We start from the raw sequence: 17,760 nt of genomic DNA on the forward strand, positions 1-17,760 counted from the left end.
CTCCCTGACACCGAAGGGCCGCCTCCCGACGCCACGCGTCGAGAAGCGGCCCTTCCTGTGCGCTAGGCGACCGGTTCGCGGGCCGAGTCGGCGTCGCGCTCGGTGCCCGGGGTGACCCGGGGGTCGCCCTCGTCGGCGAAGTAGTCGTCTCCGACGGTGCCGTCGACACCCTCGTCGGCCTTGGCGGCCCGCAGGACCAGCGTCAGCAGCGCCGCGACCGCCAGGTTGACCAGCACCGCCACGATGCCGACGTAGATCGTCTTGGGCGTGTCGAAGCCGAACTTCTCCAGCGGGAAGGCCGAGCCGCCGAAGTGCTTCCGGGTCGGGCTGGCCACCTGGTAGAGCATCCACATGCCGAGCCCCATGCCGGCGACCCAGCCGACGACCAGCGCGGTCCGGTGGAACCAGCGCGTGTAGAGACCCAACGCCACCGCCGGCAGCGTCTGGAGGATGATCACGCCGCCGATGAGCTGCAGGTCGATGGAGAACTGCGGGTCCAGGAACACGATGCAGGCCACCGCGCCGACCTTGACCACCAGCGAGGTGATCTTCGAGACGTTCGCCTCCTGCGCCGGGCTGGCGTCCCGCTTCAGGTACTCCTTGTAGATGTTGCGGGTGAACAGGTTCGCCGCCGCGATCGACATGATCGCCGCGGGCACCAGCGCCCCGATGCCGATGGCCGCGTACGCGACCCCGGCGAACCAGTCCGGGAACTGCTGGTCGAAGAGCAACGGCACGATGGTGTTGTTGTCCACACTGCCCGCCGACGCACCCGGCAGCGGCTTCACCCCGGCCGCGATGGCCATGTAGCCGAGCAGCGCGATCAGGCCGAGCAGCAGGCTGTACGCCGGCAGCGCCGACATGTTCCGCTTGATCACGTTCCGGTTCCGGCTGGCCAGCACACCGGTGATGCTGTGCGGGTACAGGAACAGCGCCAACGCCGAACCGAACGCCAGCGTGACGTACTGGAGCTGGTTGTTGCCGTTGAGCAGGACACCGTCGTTCGGGTTCGGTGACGCCTGGAACTTGGCGTCCGCCGCGTCGAAGATGTCGCCCCACCCACCGAGCTTGTAGGGCAGGTAGATGACGGCCACCAGGATCACGACGTAGATCAGGCTGTCCTTGACGAACGCGATCAACGCCGGCGCGCGGAGCCCGGACTGGTAGGTGTACGCGGCCAGGATGGCGAACGCGATGATGATCGGCAGGTGCCGGGCGAGGGTGCTCTCCCCGGTCACGCCCATGGTCTTGAGGACCGCCTCGATGCCGACCAGTTGCAGCGCGATGTAGGGCATCGTGGCCACGATGCCGGTGATCGCGACCAGCAGCGCCAGCACCGGCGAGTCGAACCGGGTGCGGACGAAGTCGGCCGGGGTGACGAAGCCGTGCCGGTGCGAGACCGACCAGAGCCGGATCAGCACCAGGAAGACCAGCGGGTAGACGACGATCGTGTACGGCACGGCGAAGAACCCGGCCGCCCCGGCCCCGAACATCAGTGCCGGCACCGCCACGAAGGTGTACGCGGTGTAGAGGTCACCGCCGACCAGGAACCAGGTGATCCAGCCGCCGAAGTTACGCCCGCCCAGGCCCCACTCGTCGAGGTGCGCCATGTCCTTCGGCGCACGCCAGCGGGCGGCCACGAAGCCCATCACGCTGACCAGCAGGAACAGCAGCGAGAAGACGATGATCTCGGTGAGATGATCGCGCCACATCAGCGCTCACCCCGCTTCTTCGTCAACTGGTAGACCAGCGTCGTGGTGGAGACGCCGAGCAGGATCCACGCCAACTGCAGCCAGTAGTACCGAGGAAACCCGAAGATCCGGGGTGAGTCGCCGTTGAAGAAAGCCGGGATCAGCGGCACCACGATGGGGATGAAGAGCAACCAGTTCCAGGGGCTGTGGTCCTTCGCCCTGACTGGCGCCGTGGTGGTCGCCTCCGGTTCGGGTGCAGCCATCTGACACACCTCCGGGAAGTCGTAGCTAGCCATGTAACGGCCGGAGGCTACGACCCTGTGAGCGCCGTCACGCTCAACCAGTCGAGGGCGCTGCGCCGAACGGCATCCGTAGTGCGCCGAGCGGCATCGGCCGGCGTGCCCGGTGACGGACGACGGGACGGGCCCGGCGACGGCGTGGGGCCCGGGTGCGGTCGGCACCCGGGCCCCACATCGCCGGTCGTCGGCTCAGCCGGTCGGGGTCACCGCCGGGTCGCCCAGAGCACGGCACGGCCAAGCTGCGACTGAAGACCCTTGGGGTGCAGGCGGAACGTCGGGTCGGTGCCGAACAGCACCACGCCGTTTCCGGCGACGGAGACACCCCGCACGATGCTGGCCTGGTTGGCCGCCGCAGCCTGTCCATTGGCACCGTCGGTGGCCCACCAGCCGGAGAGCAGCGGGTCAGCGGCGTACGACTGCTCGACCTCGACGTTGGCGCCCAGGTGCGTGAACCAGACGGGCTGGCTGATAAACGTGTGCGGGATGGCCGACGTGGTGACGGGGCCCCCGTTGTTCACGATGTTGGCCACCCCGCTGGCCAGGCTCGCCGCCGCGGTGGCGGTCACGGTGAGCAGCGCGGCGGCGTTGCTGAAGGACGCCCCGGCGGTGCCCAGGCCGACCACTCCGCCGCCCCGGGCGAGGAAACCCTCGAGGGCGGCCCGGTTCTCGGCGGTCAGGTTCGCCAGGTCGACGTTGTCGGCGACCAGCAGCACGTCGACGTCCTCGGTCAGCGTGCCCGCCAGCGTCGCGGCGGTCACCGCCCGCGCCTCGAAGCCCAGGTCGGCGAGGGTGTCCCGCTCCTCGACCGTGCCGATGTAGCCGACCACGACCCGGTCCAGCGGGGTGCCCCGCCAGCCCCTGGGCGCCGGTTCGAAGCTGACCGCGCGGGCCTTCACCTCGGCGCCGGCCAGCTTACGGTTGGCCGGGGTGCCGGGGACGACCACCGACCCGTCCTCGAGCCGGTAGACGGCGACGCCCTTGGCCAGCAGCGAGTTGACCGCGAGCAGATCGGCGGCGTCCCGCAGATCCAGGCGCAGGTCGGACCGGCCGGCGGGCAGCGTGCCCTCGGCCCGCCCGTCGTAGGTCCGCTCCAGGTGTACCCCGGGCAGGGTGTTCCACAGGACGTCGACGGTGGCGCCCCAGGTCAGCCCCTGACTCCAGGCGGCCGGGCCGGCGTACAGGTCGCCCACCCGGTCGGTGATGTCCGCGCCCGGTTCGAGCAGTGAGTTGACCAGGCCGCGCTTCGGCTGGTGCATGTCGACGACGTACGAGCCGGCCCGGTAGCTCTTGCCACCGGCGGTGAACGCCTTCTTCGCCCGCCACACGCGGCCACCGCTGCCGATCAGCAGGTCGACCAGGCGAGCCGCAGCCGGCTCGGAGCGCTGCCCGGTGCCGGTCGGGATGACGTAGGACCGGGGGAAGGTGGTGTTGTAGTTGTCCTCCGGCCCCCAGCCCGGCACGTAGCCGTCGGGGATGTCGCGCAGCGGCTCACCGGCCAGGCCCCGGCGGTAGACCTCGGCCTGGTCGTGCAGCACCTCGGCCCGGTGGTCCTGGATGTAGCGCAGCGAGGTGCGGATCGCCACCTCGTGCACGTCGGTGTTGATGCCGGAGCGACGGACCCGCTCGGCGGGAGTGAGCGTGCTGCCGCGCGGGTTCAGCGGCGCCTCGATGGTGTACGGGATGCTGCTCTGCAGCATGGCGAACGACGGCACGTAGATCGGCGGGAAGTCGTCCCACACGCCCGGCTCGTCGTCGCGGAACGGGATCCGCGCCCGCTGGGTCTCGGCGTACCCGAGGCCGCGCAGGCCCTCCTCGATCGCCAGCGCGTTCGGCAGGCCGTGCTTGATGTACAGGTCGTACTCGTTGTTGACGTTGTGCGGCGGGGTGCTGGGGTGCAGCAGGGTCGGGTTGACGTACCCGTGCAGGTCCAGCGTGATGATCGGCTTGGTGTCGATGATCAGGTCGCGGATGAGGTTGGTCTCGGGTTGCGCGACGATGGTCAGGTCGCGGTTCAGGTCGTAGCCCGCCGCGTTGGCCCGGGTGCCGGCCACCCGCCCGTCCGGGTTGGACGTGATGTTGAAGACAAGCCGGTTGCGCCTCAGCAGCGCGGCCACCTCGGGGCTGCGGTTGGTGGCGAGGTCCTCGATGACCCGCAGCGCGGCGTCGGTGCCCTCCCACTCGTTGCCGTGGATGTTGGCGTTGACGAAGAGCGGGGTCTTGTAGCCGGCGAGCAGCTTCCGGTCCCGCTGCGCCCGGGCCGGTTCGTCCTCGATGAGCCGCTTCCAGGTCTCCTGCTGCCGGGCCTCGGTGCGGCTCTCCGGCGCGGTCACGGTGACCGCGTACAGGTCGTAGCCGCCGGCGGACCTTCCGGCGACCCGGGCGGAGACCCGGTCGCTGGCCCGCTGGAGGGCGTTCAGCTTCGGCGCGATCTCGTCGTACGGGAGGACGCCGATCGGGATGGACGCGTCGGCCGGGTTGTCCGGCCAGAGCGGGAGGGTGCTCTGCCGGGGGTAGCCGCGGATGTCGGAGATGTCGACGGCACGCGGCGGCACTGTAGGTAGCGCGGTGGCGGACGCCGGCCCGGTGAGGGCCACGGTGGCGAGCAGCGCGGCGCTCAATACGGTCACGGTGAGCCGGGGTGGACGTCTTGCGGACAACATGGACAGGACTCCTGTCGGGGAGGTACGCGCAGGCGGACGCGCCGCGGGGCCGGAGACCAACGGTGGTGGGATCGCGCCTGCAGCGTGCGAGGAAGGAAGGAAACCCGGCGTCAGATGGAGCGTCGACAGGCGGCGCTGGCGACGCGCAGGAGGTCGATGTGACCCCGCTTCGTCAGGTGAACGCTTCGCACGAAACCGATCGTGAATCGGGCGCCATCCACTGTCAACAGTTCCTCACCGGTTGGTGCCGCCGAGCTAAAACCCTCCCGACAGATGGGAATTAGTCGATCTTGGCGAGGTGCGCGGTGTCGTTGACCGTGCGCACCGCGACGCCGCCGTCGGGCCACAGGTCGAGCACCGAGATGCCGGCCGCGTCCAGGAAGAGCCGGTGCAGGAAACCGTCACCGGCGGCGAGCGCGTCGCGCAGCACCAGCTTGATCGGCGAGACGTGCGAGACGACCACCACGGTCTCACCGGGGTACGCCGTGAGCAGCCCGGCGATGACCCGCTGGCAGCGCTCGGCGACGTGGGTGAACGACTCGCCACCCGGCGGGGCGACCCGGGGCGACGCGAGCCAGGCGTCCATCTCCCCCGGCCACTGCGCGCGCACCTCGGCGAACGTGCGCCCCTCCCAGTCACCGAAGTCGCACTCGATCAGGTCGTCCTCGGTGCGGACCGGCACGTCGCCGAGCGCTCCGGCGATCGCCGCCGCGGTCTGCGTACACCGGGACAGCGGTGAGCTGAGCACGGCCGCGACGGACGGGGCCAGCGCGGCCACCCGGGCGGCGGTGGCCTGGGCCTGGGCCCGGCCGCGCTCGGAGAGCGGCACGTCGCCGCGCCCGGAGTAGCGGCGCTGCTCGGTGTACGGCGTCTCGCCGTGCCGGACCAGGATCAGCCGGGTGGCGGTGAAGCTCGGTCGCGGCTCCCAGGACGCCGGCGCGGTCGCCGGGTCGCTGCCGACGATCGGGGCGGTGGCGGGCGTCGCCGCGGCGGGTCGGGCGGTGGTGGGCGTCGCGGGCCGGCCGGCGGCGGCGTCCATGGCGGCGTTGGCCAGCGCGTCGGCGTGCCGGTTCTGCTCACGCGGGATCCAGGTGAACCGGACCGCGGCGAACCGACCCACCAGCCCGGCCGCCTGGGCGGCGAGCGGTCGCAGACCGGGATGCTTGATCTGCCACCGGCCGCACATCTGCTCGACCACCAGCTTGGAGTCCATCCGGACGTCCACCTCGGCGACACCCAGCTCCGCGGCGGCCGCCAGCCCGGCGATCAGCCCCTGGTACTCGGCGACGTTGTTGGTCGCCGTACCGAGCGACTCGGAGCGCTCGGCGAGCACCTCGCCGGTCCCCGGGTCACGCACCACCGCGCCGTAGCCGGCCGGGCCGGGGTTGCCCCGGGACCCGCCGTCGGCCTCGACGACGACCACGCGCGGCGCCACGACCTACAGGCCCGACTCGTTGGTACGGACCATGATCCGTCGGCAGTCCTCGCAGCGGATCACGTCGTCCGGGGCGGCCTTGCGGATCCGGGCCAGGTCGGCCCCGGAGAGCTCCAACCGGCAGCCGCCGCACCGGCCGGCGGTGAGCAGCGCGGCACCCAGACCCGTGTCCTGGCGGATCTTCTCGTAGAGGGTGACCAGCTCGGCCGGGAGGTCGGCGGCGAGCGGCTGACGGGCCCCCCGCTTGAACTCCTCCTCCTTGGCGATCTCGGCCAGCGCGTCGTCCCGGCGCTGCTCGGTGGCGGCCCGCTTCTCCCGGGTGTCGGCCAGCCGCTGCTCCACGCCGTCCAGCACGCCCTGCGCGGTCTCCCGCTGCTCCATCAGCTCCAGCTCGGCGTCCTCCAGGTCGCCCTGGCGCCGGTTCAGCGAGACCAGCTCGTGCTGGAGTGCCTCCAGCTCCCGGGCCGGGCCGGTGCCGGCGGCCAGCCGGTTCTGGTCCTTCTCCTTGCGGGCCCGGACCTGCTCGACGTCCTTCTCCAGGCGGGCGATGTCCCGGTCCAGGTCGTCGACCGCCACCTGGGCGCGGACCCGCTCGTCCTCCAGCGACGACAGCTCCCGGGCCAGCGCCTCCAGCTCGGCCCGCTCGGGCAGCGAACGCCGGCGGTGGGCGAGCTGGGCGAGGTTGGTGTCGATCGCCTGGAGGTCGAGCAGGCGGCGCTGCACCTGGGGGTCAGCCTTCACGGTCGGGCTCCTTGTCGTCCACAACGGGTGCGGCGGCGTGTACGGTCCACGGGTCGGTGTCCAGGTCGGACACCAGCGTCTCGACGCCCGGCGCCTCCCGCAGGAGAGCTGCCAGATCGTCCAGCCACGGTCGTTCGGTCGCCCAGTGGGCGGCGTCGATCAGGGCGGGCCCATCGGCGGCGAGGTGCTCGCTTGCCGGGTGGTGCCGCAGATCGGCGGTGAGGAACGCGTCCACCCCGGCGGCGGTCGCGGCGCCGAGGAAGCTGTCCCCCGACCCTCCGCTGACGGCGAGGGTACGAACCATACGCCCGGGATCCCCCGCGGCGCGAACTCCCCAGGACGTGACGGGGAGCACGGCGGCGGCGTGCCGGGTCAGCTCGGCGAGGGTCATCGGGCGGGGCAGCTCGCCGATGCGACCGATGCCCCGGTCGTCGCCGTACGCGGGCGAGGAGGGCGCGGGCCGGTGCAGCGGGCGCAGGCCGGTGAGCCCGAACCGGGCGGCGAGGGCGTCGGAGACCCCCGGGGACGCCACGTCGGCGTTGGTGTGCGCCACGTAGAGCGCCACCCCGGCCCGGATGAGCTGGTGGACGATCCGCCCCTTGAACGTCGTCGGGGCGACCGAGGAGACCCCGCGCAGCAGCAGCGGGTGATGCGCGACGATCATGTCGGCGTCGGCCGCCAGCGCCTCGGCGACCGTCTCCGGCACCACGTCGACCACGCAGAGCACCCGGCGGACCGGGGCGGTCGGCTCGCCGAGCACCAGGCCCACCCGGTCCCACTCCTCCGCCCAGACCGGCGGGTAGCGCCGTTCCAGCTCGGCCACCACGTCGGTCACCGTGGGGGTGGATGCGCATACGCTCACGGCGGGCCAGCTTACCGGCGCGGGAGCCGTCGGGCGGCGACGCCCGGCCCGGCCGCGCCGGTCAGGTGGCGCGGCGGGCGGGCGATCCGACCGCTAGGCGGCGCTCCAGGAGGCGGCGCGCAGCGTGGCCAGCGGCATCGGCCAGGGGAACGAGTGCAGGTGTTGCTCGCCGGTTCCCGGCGGGTGCAGGGCGACCACGTGGTCACCGAAGAGCACCGTGACACCCCACTCGCTCAACCGGGCGATGCCGGCCCGGAACGCCGGGTGGGCGGCCATCGCGGCGTTGGTGTACGGCACCGCCACGATCGGAAGCCCCTTGCCCTGCGCCTCGACCAGCAGCCCGAGCGCCAGGGTGTCGGCGATCCCGGCCGCCCACTTGTTCACCGTGTTCACGGTGGCCGGGCAGACGATCATGGCGTCGGCGGGCGGCAGCACGTCCGGGTCACCCGGGTTCTTGTAGTGCGTCCGCACCGGGTGGCCGGTCTGCCGGGCCAGGGCGGGCTTGTCGACGAACTTGGCGCCGTCCGGTGTGACGACCACGCAGACCTCCCACCCGTCCTGCTGGGCCAGGTCGACCAGGCGCCCGACGTGCCGGGCCAGCGGCGAACCGCAGGCGATGACATAGAGCACCTCACGGTGCCCGCTGATGTGTTGCGGACCGGTCATCAGACCGGCTCCGCGCTCATACCCCTACTCCCATGTGCTCAGCCAACTCCGCTACCGGAGAAGGCGGCGCACCACGTGTGCGACGCAGGATGTCCGACATCACCTCGTGGGCGATCGGCCGGCAGCGGATCTCGGACGGGGCGAGCCGGTCGCCGCGCAGCAGCATCTCGCCGGCGTTCGCCACGTCACCGATCTGGGCGAAGCCACGGGCGATGTCGAGCAGGTGGTGCGCGCGACGCTCGGGCAGCAACGCGTTGAAGGAGGGCTCCACGATGCGCAGCTGGTGCACCTCCACGGCCCTTCCCCCGTCGCCCAGCTCCACCGCGGCGGCGGCCCGGTGCAGCTCGACGTTGGTCGGGCCGAACGAGGTCCAGTAGTGGTTCTGGTCGCCGCCGAGCAGGGTGGCGGCCTCCTCGGCGCCGTTGATCAGGTCGTCGACGGTGGCCGAGTCACCGATCCGGGAAGCGGCCATCGCGCCCTGGAGCAGCAGCATGCCGTAGACGGAGAGCCGGGCCGGGGTGGCGTCGTTGCCGCCCCCGGGTGCGAGCCGGTTGGCGATGCTGACGTTCAGCTCCAGCGCCGGACGGGCCCGACCCATCGCGACCAGGGCGTTGCAGACGCGGGTGGTGGCGATGCCGGCCAGCAGCGGGTCGTCGGCCCGCTGGGCCACCGCCATCGACCGGTCCGCGGCCAGCCAGGCCAGCTCGCACTCGCCGAGCTTGCGCAGCACCGAGGAGGCGATCTGGTAGACCTGCCCGAGCAGGTGAGCGGCCTCCGGGGCCTGCTCACCGGCGTAGCCGGCGTCGGCCGCCTGGGCGTCGCGCAGCAGCTTCGGCAGCGCGCGGGTGAGCATCCCGTAGCGGCCGTACTGGTAGGTGAGCCAGGCGTGGTTGACGGCCTTGCGCATGTCGTCCAGCGGCGGCGGGTACGGCGCGGCGTCGAAGTACGCGCTCATCGAGTCGTACCGCTCCAGCGCCGCCCGGATCTCCTGCACCTCGACCTGGTCGATGCAGTTCAGCGCGTCGGTGCGCCGCTCCGGGTCCTTGCCCATCAGCAGCTGCACGTCCACCTGGAGGATGTCGGCGATCTCGTAGAGGACCGAGAACTTGTCCAACCGACGGACGCCCCGCTCGACCTTGTCCACCCAGCTCTTCGACTTGCCCAACCGGTCCGCGAAGACCTGCTGCGACATCTTGCGTCGCCCCCGCCAGTAGGCCACTCGCCGCCCTATGGGTAGCTCGTCCATCTCCCCATCCCTCCCCCTGCCGCCCCGGCCCATCGGGCCGGAACGATGTCCGCGGGCGCGGCGATACTCGTTCATCTTCAGGTTTTCGCTGGTCGCACAGCCAGTGCGTCAGCCGTACAGCCAGTCCTCGTACTTTTCGTGCAAGTTGCACGAGCCGTTCGTCAACCTCAACGATCGTGGGTTACGGCAGTGACGGTGCTCGACATGCGACCTGGCGTTCGCCGGGCCCGACGATGGGAGATGGCACACATGTGGGGGAACGTCGGACCGCGCGTCGCCGAACTGTCGCCGTTGGAACGAGTGCGGCTCCGCCGGGTCGCCGTGCGGTACGCCGCACACGGCTGGGAGGTCACGCCGGGCGCCTGCCTGGCCCGCAGCCGGTTCGTCTGCGGCCGGGCCGGCTGCCCCACCGTGGGCTGCCATCCCGCCCTGGAGAACTGGGAGCTGGCCGCCAGCGCCGACCCGGCCCGGGTGGCCACCTGGTGGCGGAGCCGCCCACACGGGGTGCTGCTGCCCACCGGCCGGTCCTTCGACGTGCTGGAGGTGCCCGCCCACCTCGGCCGGCACGTGCTCGACGCGGTGCGGACCCACCCGGCCGGCACCGGCGTACGCGGGCCGGTGCTGGCCACCCCCACCGGGCGGTGGATGTTCCTGGTGCGCCCGGGCGATCCGCTCCGGCCGGAGTTGGAGCACTGCTTCCACGTCGTCCGGCACGGGCCGGGATCGTGGATCCCCGCGCCGCCCACCCGGCTGCCGGAGGGGCCGGTCCGCTGGGCGGTCGCCCCGGAACAGGCCCGCTGGCAACTTCCGGATTCCTACCTCGTGCAGAACACCCTGATCGAGGCGCTGCGCGCCACCGGCGTGACGCTCGCCCCCGAGCTGCTCCCTGGCCACCTGCCGCTGCCCCGGCGGGGCAGGTGAACCGGCCGCGCCGGGCGATTCGATCCGCTCGCCGACAGCGTCGCCGGGGCGTCGGTGCTCGTTGACAGGGGGACGGCGCGAACGCGCGCCACGAACGGGGGAACGATGTCCACCGACGACAGAGCGCCTCATCCCGGCGGCACCGAGCCGCCCCGGCGCAGCCACCCACGGCACCGGTGGGCCGGCACCCGCCCGTCCGGCTCCCGACCCGGCCGTCCCCGCCCGACGGGCTCCCGTCCCGCCGGCACCCACCGCCCGCTCCGCTAGTCCGTCAGGGGCAGGCTGGTGGACAGGAACTGGCGGGCGTCGTCGGTGATGACGGCGTGGGTGTGGTCGCGGAGGCGGTCCAGCCAGCCGATCCCGGCGGCCCCCATGGCCAGGGCCGCGGTGGCGTAGGCGTCGGACACCCCGAGGTCGGTCCCGACCACGGTCACCGAGCGCAGTCCCCCGGCCGGCGCGCCCCGGCGCGGGTCGAGCACGTGCCGGCCCCGCTCGTACACCCCGGACGTGGCCACGGCCAGGTCGGTCCCGGCGACCACCAGGCAGGTCGCCATCGGGTCCCACGGATGCCGGATGCCGATCCGCCACGGCTCGCCCGACGGGGAGAAGCCCCGCACCCGCACGTCGCCGCCGGCGTTCACGCAGTGGTTCGCCGCGCCGGCGGCGAGGAGGCGGTCCGAGGCGACCTGCGCCGCCCAGCCCTTCACGAACCCGGACGGGTCGAGCCGGCCGGTGGCGTACGCGTCGAAGAAACCGTCCGTGGCACCCCACAGGTCGGCGCAGGCCTCCAGCACGAACCGCAGGTCCGCCGACGCCTCGGAGAGCAGCACCTCGCCCCGGTCGAAGCGGCTCACCTCGCTGTCGGCCCGGTACGTGCTGAACCGCCCGTCCACCTCGCGCATCCAGGCGAACACCTGGTCGGCCAGCTCACGCAGGCGCTCCGGCGGCAGGTCGTCGGCGAGGTCCAGGGTGATGGCCGTACCCATGATCTGCTCGACCCGGCACAGCCCGGGTCGGGTCATCGCCGCCGGCACGTCAGAACGCCTGCTCGATCGCGCCCCGCAGCGACTGCTTGTAGGAGTTGCTGGTCTCGGTGGCGCCGGAGACGGTGTTGAGGTTCGCGCTCTGCTTCTGCACCACCTCGCCGCCGGTGCCGTTGTACCTGTCCCGGACGTCGCCGCTGTGGATGTCGGACTCGCCTCCGCTGGGCAGCGACAGCGCGACGGCCTCGACGATCCGGTTGCCGGAGACGACGATCTGCACCTGCACGTACCCGTACTCGTTGTCCACGCCCGGGCCGGTGACCCGGCGGGTGGTCGGCTGGGGCGCCTTGGTGGTTGTCCGCGGTGCGGTGGGGGCCTTCGCGGTGGTGCGGGTGCCGGACGGGCGGGCCGTGCTCCTGCTCGGCTTCGGCGACGACGGCGCGCCGGCGCTCACCGACGGCTTCGGGGTCGCGCCGGCCGGGCCGGCGTCCGGGGCGACGCTCGGGTCGACGCCCTGCGGGGTGGGACTGACCGGCTGGGCGGCCGGCAGGTCCTGGGCGACCTGAGAGGTCCCCGGTGAGCCCTTGAGCACCACCAGCGCGGTGGTGCTGGCGGCCAGACCGGTGATCGCGAGGAACGCGCGACGCATGGATTGCCCTTCCTACAACTCGAAGGTGGCCAGGTGGATCTGCCGGCGGGGCACGCCGGCCCGGCGCAGCGCGCGCACCGACTGCTCGACCAGCCCGGGCGGCCCGCACAGGTAGACGTCGCGGTGGGTCATGTCGGGCACGAGCTGGAGCAGGCCGTCGGGGCTCATCAGTTGGCGGGGGCCGGGGTCGTCGCGGGAGCCGATGACGTACCAGATCGAGGTGTCCCGCGCCTGGGCCAGCCAGTCCAGCTCGCGGCTGAGCAGGACGTCGGCCGGGGTACGGGCGCGGTAGATCAGAGCGGCGCCCGGCGGCAGCTCCTCCAGCATGGCGCGGATCGGGGTGATGCCGCTGCCGCCGGCGATCAACAGCGCCCGGTCACGCAGCCGGTGCGCGGCGGTGAACGTCCCCGACGGACCCTGCGCCCAGACCCGAATGCCGGGATCCAGGTCGCGCAGGTCGGCGGTGTGCGCGCCGACCACCTTCACGGTGAGGCGCAGCCAGCGGCCGTTGGCCGCGGCGGAGACGGAGAACGGGTGCGACTGCCACCAGCAGCCCCGGGTGAGGAAGCGCCAGCGGAAGTGCTGCCCGCCGAGCATCTCCAGCCGGTCCAGCCGTTCCCCGGTGAGATAGATGGAGATGGTGTCCGGGCTCTCCGCGACCACGTCGGCGACCCGCAGCCGGTGCCGCAGGTTGAACGCCAGCGGCGCGATCACCCGGCCCCAGAGCAGGGCGGCGACCACCAGCAGGTAGAGGGCGATCCACCCGGTGCGTACCGGGCCGGGCTTGTACAGCTGTGCGCCGTGGCTGAACTGGTGCCCGAAACCGAGCAGCAGCACCAGGTAGCTCGACCGGTGCAGCAGGTGCCACAGCTCGTAGGGCAGCGCCCGCCGGATCGCCCGCACGCTGCTGAACCCGACCAGCATCATGATGCCGGTCGCGACGAACGCCGAGAGCATGTCCTCGTAGTCGCCGAGCAGCGTGCCGACCTCGGCGAGGACGGAGTGGTTACGCAGGTCCGCGTAACCGACCAGGATCAGCGACAGGTGCGCCAGCACGGCGACCAGCAGGGTCGCCCCGACGTCGCGGTGCCAGCGGCCCAGTTGCTCGCCGCCGATCCACCGTTCCAGCACCGGAAGCCGGCTCATCATCAGCACCTGCACCAGCAGCAGGTAACCGGCGACCAGACCGGTGATCCGGCCGGCGGCGGTCACGGTGGCCGCGGTGGTCCTGAGTGAGCCGGCGGGGGTGCCCAGCCACCACGGCAGCACGCTGGCGAGCAGGCCGACCAGGAGCAGCGCGGCCAGCAGCCGCCGGCCGCCGGGTCCGCGTCGGGCCGGGATCTGCGGGGGTACGGGTTCAGCCGTCCGGCCGCCGTGCCGGGACGTGGTCCCGGTACGGCGGCCGGCGGCGTGGGTGTGCGGACGCGTCACGCGTACAGCTTCATCGGGGCGTACTTCTGGCGGGGGAAGACCTTGTCCACCTCCGCGTTGGTGAGCCCGAACCGGCCCTGCGCCACCGCGCCGTAGACGTTGAACATGTTGTTGTACTCCGGCACGTCACCGGAGTCGAGCTTGTCCAGGCCGTTCCAGGTACCGAGCAGGGAGCCGGCAAGCTTCTTGCCGGAGAGCAGGGTGACCACGCCGCCGTGCCCGTGGTCGGTGCCGCCGCTGTTGGAGCCGACCCGGCGCCCGAACTCGCTGGAGACCATGATCGTCACGTCGGCGGCCTGCGGGCCGAGGTCGGTGAAGAACGCGGCCATGGCGCTGGCCAGCTCGTTCAGCCGGCGGTGCAACTGGCCGCCCTCGCGGGTGCCCTGGTTCTCGTGGGTGTCGTAGCCGCCCATGCCGACGGTGGCGACCCGGACGTTGGCGCCGCCCTTGATCAGCTGGGCGAGCTGCTTGAAAGCGTTGCCGACGCCCTCGTAGGTGACGCCCTCGGCCGGCTGGTACGGCTTGGCGGCGAGCTTCTGGGCGGTGGCCAGCGCGCCCATGCCCTCCTGCACGGCCTCCTCGACCGGGTGGTTGATCCCGGTGAAGAGCCCCTTGATGGCCTTCTCGGTGGCGGCCCGGAACCGCTCGTCGCCGTTGAGCCGCAGCGAGCCGACGTTGTTCAGCGAGAGCGCGCCGTTGTTGCCGACCAGTGAGCGGGGCAGGGTGCTGCCGATGCCGACGCTGCGGAACGCCGTGCCCTTGCCGAGGTTGTCGACGAGGCCGTCCAGCCAGCCCCGGCCGCCGGTCTCGTTGGGCAGCCCGCCCAGGTTGCAGGCGTCCGCGGCCTGGAAGTGGCTGCGGGACAGCCGCTCGTCCGAGACCGCCGGGATGAAGCCCAACTGGCCTGCGCCGAGCCACTTCTCCAACGGCTTGAAGGCGCTGGTCAGCTTGAAGCCGCGGCCCAGGGCCAGCGAGTCGTTGCCGAGCAGCAGGTCGGGGCGGGCCTTGGCGAGCACCGGGTCGTTGTCCGGCGCGATCAGGCTCAGCCCGTCCAGCCCGCCGTAGAGGAAGACGTGGATCAGGGTGCCGGTCTTCGTCGCCGCGAACGACGCCGAGGTGGTGACGAACTGGGCGGTCGCCAGCGCGGTGGCGGTGGCGGCGGCACCGGCGACGAAGGTCCGTCGGGTGACTCCGCGACCGTCCTGCTGGGCCTCCTCCAGGTTCTCCAGGGTGCGGTAGCGGTCGGCCTCGGCGGCGTTCTCGGCGGCGACGAGGTCGGCCTCCGCGCGCAGCAGCGCCTCGGCCGGGTTGTCCGCCAGCCGCCGCAGGTCGGGGCATTCGGGGTGCAGGGGGAAAGAGTTGTACACAGTCTTCTCCATCGGGTGCCTCACCGGAGGTGGTGCTGGGGGGAAGCGAGGATCGCCCGCGCGACGGCGGTGATGGCCCCGTTGAACGTGGCGTCGACCTTGGCGGTCGCCGGCACACCGGCCACGCCGAGGATCAGGCCCTTCTCGCGGGCGCTGAGCTTCTGGCCGACCAGGCGCAGCGAGAGCGCGTCCACGTACGCCCCGGCGGTGGCCGGCGGCTTGGCGACCAGCTTCTCCGGCGCCGTGTACGTGAAGACCGTGCGGTAGCCGGCGACGAGCTCACCGGCCTCGTTCCAGCCGTTGACCATGGTGCCGGCCGAGGTCCAGGCGACGTACACGTCCGGGTAGCCGTCCGGGGTGGGCTGGCCCATCGGGTAGTGGCCCAGCTCGCGCAGCTTGTCGTGGATCTGCCGCAGGCCCCGGGCGTACGGGGTGCGCTTGTTGTCACCGTTGTTGTGCGTCGGCGACGGATCCGGCGAGACGCCCAGGGTGCGGTACGTGGCCACCAGGTACTCCATCGGCCGGCGCACCTTCTGGCCCACCGCCGCCCAGAACTCCGAGGAGCTGAACAGCGTCATCAACACCGGCTTGATCAGGCCGTTGTTGGTGGTGTACGTCTTGGCCAGCCGGTCCACGAGGGACTTCGGCGGCGTGTCCGAGACGAACCGGGTCGCCAGGCTCTGCGCCACGTACTTCGCGGTCGACGGGTGCAGCGCGATGTAGGTGATGTACGCGTCGATCGCCGCTTCGGCCTTCTTCGGGTCCGCCGAGTTGTTCGCGTGCGTGAACCCGAGGATCTTCACCTTGCCGACGTAGTGCTGCTCGGGCTTGAAGACGTACTTGCCGTCCTCGACGCCACGGCCGGTCTGGAGCATGGCCGCCTGGCGCACGTCCGGCTCCTTGTAACCGCCGTCCACACCGACCGAGTACAGCTCCAGGTTCTCCCGGGCGAGGTTCTCGTTGATGGCGTCCTTGCGGGAGTCCTTCTGGTTCAGGTAGATCAGCAGTGCGGGGTGCTTGTTCGCGGCGACCAGCATCTCCGGGTAGCTGCCGAGCGCGTGCGCCCGCACCACGTCCTTGTCGAACGAGTTGCGGTACACCTCGCCGCCGTCGAAGTCCGCGGCGACGTGCAGGAAGTCGTTCCAGAAGTCGACCATCACCTCGAACAGCTGGCGCTTGGACCAGATCTGCCGCGCGATGGTGGCGTCGACCATCTCCCGCTCCGGCTGGGCGCCCTGGTCGTTGAGCTTGTCCCGCTGGTCGCGCAACTGCTGCACGGTGAGCTTCTGGGTGGGCAGCTCGGCGAGCTTCAGCTCGGCCTTGCTCGGCTCCAGCTTGTCCGGGTCGAGCTGGGCGCGGATCCAGCCGTCGATGCCCTGCTTCTTGATGTCGGCGACCACGCCGGGCGTCGCACCGAAGGTGGCCCGCCGGGCCAGGTGCAGGATCGGGTCCTTGGCCAGCACCGTCTTGACGGTCACCTTGGTCTCCGCCGCGGCCGCGGCGGGGCCGGAGAAGGTACGGCCACCGACCGGAGCGTTCTTCTTCAGCGCCTCACCGGCCCGGGAGCCCATGTAGCTCTCGTTCTGCTCGGTGTAGGTGCGCACCGTGCTGGGCTGCTGGCCGCTGGGCCGGGCCGCGGTGCCGTCGGTGACGGTGCTGCCGGTCGCGTCGCCGGCCACCGCCTCGTCGCCGAAGAGGCCGCGGAACTGCGGGGTCATGGCGAGCGCCGCGCCACCGGCGACGACGGCGGCGGTGCCGCCGAGCGCCACCATGGCCTTGCGCCGGCCGACCTTGCGGTCCGGCTCGCCGTCATCGTCCAAGGTGGGCAGTCCGGCGCCGGCAGGCCGGGCCGGGGCCGGGCGCCCCAGGCCCTCCGGGCCGACCCACTGCGGCCCGCGCGGGGCGGGGGCGGGGTGCCCGGCGTGGGCGTACCCGTCGGCGTACTGCCCGCGCGGGTCATCCTGCGCCGGGTAGTCGGCCTGGTAGGTGTGTGGCGAGTCGTACCCGTAGGACGCGGACGCGCTGTGGTCGCCGTACGCGTCCGAGGTGTGGTGCTGGCGTCCGTCCCAGCCGCGGTCGTCCCGCGGTCGACGTGGTGGCACATTCTGGTCGGCCATGTACCAATCCCGATTTCTGATGAGCGCCGGAAGCTGCGACCGGGCAGGTGCGGCAGGTGCGGCGACTGTTGCCTGAGGGGGTTGCTACGGCAAGGTAACCAAGCCCTCAGGTGCCTTCAAGGCGGGCTGAACGCCCTCGTGAGGGCACTTAAGACAGCCCTCAGCGCCGCGTTGGCGGCGGGTCGCACAGCGGGATCGGGGTCGGACCTTCCCAGCAGGGCGGACGTACGGCAGTCGGGTACGGATCGGACCGCGCCGCCGTACGCGACACTTTCCGCGCCGTTCACCACCACAGCGAAACTTAAGGTTCGGATAAGCCGGACGTGAGGTGGTCTCGGAGTCGAGGAAAAGTAACAACAGCGTGAGCGTGAGCCGCCACCGCAGCGGGTATGCCGCCGAACCGCTGAACGCGTGAGGGGAAGGCAGCGCCATGCTCAGCAAAGAGGATCAGCGCAGGTTCGACCAGATCACCCGTCAGCTCCGGGAGAGTGACCCGGCTTTCTTCAAGCGGCTGGACCACCGGGTCCGGGCCCGCAGGGGCCGGTACCTGATGTTGTTGACCATCGTGCTGTGGGCGTCGCTGCCGGCGATGACCGTGTTCGCCGGCCGGCTCGCCGGCGCGATCTGCGCGGTGGTGCTGGTGGCGAACGCGGCCATCATGTGGCGGTTCCGCCGCCGTTGGACGTGACGGC

16 protein-coding genes are annotated in these 17,760 nt (G+C 71.9%); 2 read left to right on the forward strand and 14 right to left on the reverse strand.

The genetic code is table 11. The features are described 5' to 3' along the window. Window positions 1–62 precede the first annotated feature (62 nt). The 9 genes from mctP to ACTWLT_RS16450 all read right to left on the reverse strand — a co-directional run bounded on the left by mctP (window position 63) and on the right by ACTWLT_RS16450 (window position 9,600). Complete coding sequence (gene mctP, locus ACTWLT_RS16410; protein ID WP_252417766.1) at window positions 63–1,712, reverse strand: monocarboxylate uptake permease MctP; 1,650 nt, start codon at window positions 1,710–1,712, stop codon at window positions 63–65. Beyond that, a complete protein-coding gene (locus ACTWLT_RS16415; RefSeq protein WP_252417767.1) occupies window positions 1,712–1,954 on the reverse strand; it encodes a DUF3311 domain-containing protein in 243 nt (80 codons plus the stop codon). Before ACTWLT_RS16415 ends, mctP begins: the two co-directional genes overlap by 1 nt. Before the next feature lie 239 nt (window positions 1,955–2,193). Further along, window positions 2,194–4,617 carry a M14 family zinc carboxypeptidase gene (locus ACTWLT_RS16420; protein ID WP_445319132.1) on the reverse strand — a complete coding sequence of 808 codons (2,424 nt, stop codon included), beginning with the start codon at window positions 4,615–4,617 and terminating at the stop codon, window positions 2,194–2,196. A gap of 143 nt (window positions 4,618–4,760) precedes the next feature. Beyond that, entirely contained in the window at window positions 4,761–4,997 is a 237-nt protein-coding gene (locus tag ACTWLT_RS16425) for a putative leader peptide (RefSeq protein WP_445319133.1), read from the reverse strand. Then, window positions 4,931–6,085, reverse strand: a complete 1,155-nt coding sequence (locus ACTWLT_RS16430; RefSeq protein WP_445319134.1) for a bifunctional RNase H/acid phosphatase — start codon at window positions 6,083–6,085, stop codon at window positions 4,931–4,933. The genes ACTWLT_RS16425 and ACTWLT_RS16430 overlap by 67 nt, the downstream gene beginning before the upstream one ends. 3 nt (window positions 6,086–6,088) lie before the next feature. Further along, complete coding sequence (locus tag ACTWLT_RS16435; protein ID WP_445319135.1) at window positions 6,089–6,826, reverse strand: zinc ribbon domain-containing protein; 738 nt, start codon at window positions 6,824–6,826, stop codon at window positions 6,089–6,091. Next, complete coding sequence (locus tag ACTWLT_RS16440; protein WP_445319243.1) at window positions 6,816–7,652, reverse strand: Nif3-like dinuclear metal center hexameric protein; 837 nt, start codon at window positions 7,650–7,652, stop codon at window positions 6,816–6,818. The genes ACTWLT_RS16435 and ACTWLT_RS16440 overlap by 11 nt, the downstream gene beginning before the upstream one ends. A gap of 129 nt (window positions 7,653–7,781) precedes the next feature. Continuing rightward, window positions 7,782–8,354: a flavoprotein gene (locus ACTWLT_RS16445; RefSeq protein WP_252417771.1), complete on the reverse strand. Its 573-nt coding sequence runs from the start codon at window positions 8,352–8,354 to the stop codon at window positions 7,782–7,784. 16 nt (window positions 8,355–8,370) lie between these two features. Further along, the gene (locus ACTWLT_RS16450; protein WP_445319136.1) at window positions 8,371–9,600 is read right to left on the reverse strand and encodes a helix-turn-helix domain-containing protein; all 1,230 of its coding nucleotides are present in this window, start codon (window positions 9,598–9,600) and stop codon (window positions 8,371–8,373) included. Window positions 9,601–9,849: 249 nt separating this feature from the next. Between ACTWLT_RS16450 and ACTWLT_RS16455 the strand changes: the two genes are divergently transcribed. Next, entirely contained in the window at window positions 9,850–10,521 is a 672-nt protein-coding gene (locus ACTWLT_RS16455) for a bifunctional DNA primase/polymerase (RefSeq protein ID WP_445319137.1), read from the forward strand. A gap of 263 nt (window positions 10,522–10,784) precedes the next feature. On the opposite strand, the gene ACTWLT_RS16460 is transcribed toward ACTWLT_RS16455, so the two are convergent. The 5 genes from ACTWLT_RS16460 to ACTWLT_RS16480 are packed head-to-tail and all read right to left on the reverse strand — an operon-like array spanning window position 10,785 to window position 17,068. Continuing rightward, a complete protein-coding gene (locus ACTWLT_RS16460) occupies window positions 10,785–11,507 on the reverse strand; it encodes an FAD:protein FMN transferase (protein ID WP_445319244.1) in 723 nt (240 codons plus the stop codon). A gap of 49 nt (window positions 11,508–11,556) precedes the next feature. After that, on the reverse strand, window positions 11,557–12,153 hold the full coding sequence (locus tag ACTWLT_RS16465) for an FMN-binding protein (protein ID WP_445319138.1): 597 nt from the start codon (window positions 12,151–12,153) through the stop codon (window positions 11,557–11,559). Between the two features lie 12 nt (window positions 12,154–12,165). Further along, window positions 12,166–13,584, reverse strand: coding sequence for a ferredoxin reductase family protein (locus tag ACTWLT_RS16470; RefSeq protein WP_445319139.1), 1,419 nt, complete (start codon window positions 13,582–13,584; stop codon window positions 12,166–12,168). Further along, a complete protein-coding gene (locus tag ACTWLT_RS16475) occupies window positions 13,581–14,963 on the reverse strand; it encodes a DUF1501 domain-containing protein (RefSeq protein WP_445319140.1) in 1,383 nt (460 codons plus the stop codon). Before ACTWLT_RS16475 ends, ACTWLT_RS16470 begins: the two co-directional genes overlap by 4 nt. Window positions 14,964–14,971: 8 nt before the next feature. Further along, window positions 14,972–17,068, reverse strand: coding sequence for a DUF1800 domain-containing protein (locus ACTWLT_RS16480; protein ID WP_445319141.1), 2,097 nt, complete (start codon window positions 17,066–17,068; stop codon window positions 14,972–14,974). A 430-nt stretch (window positions 17,069–17,498) separates the two neighbouring features. Between ACTWLT_RS16480 and ACTWLT_RS16485 the strand changes: the two genes are divergently transcribed. Next, a complete protein-coding gene (locus ACTWLT_RS16485) occupies window positions 17,499–17,756 on the forward strand; it encodes a DUF3040 domain-containing protein (protein ID WP_252417778.1) in 258 nt (85 codons plus the stop codon). Window positions 17,757–17,760: the final 4 nt, after the last annotated feature.

It is taken from the genome of Micromonospora yongxingensis (assembly GCF_052601155.1).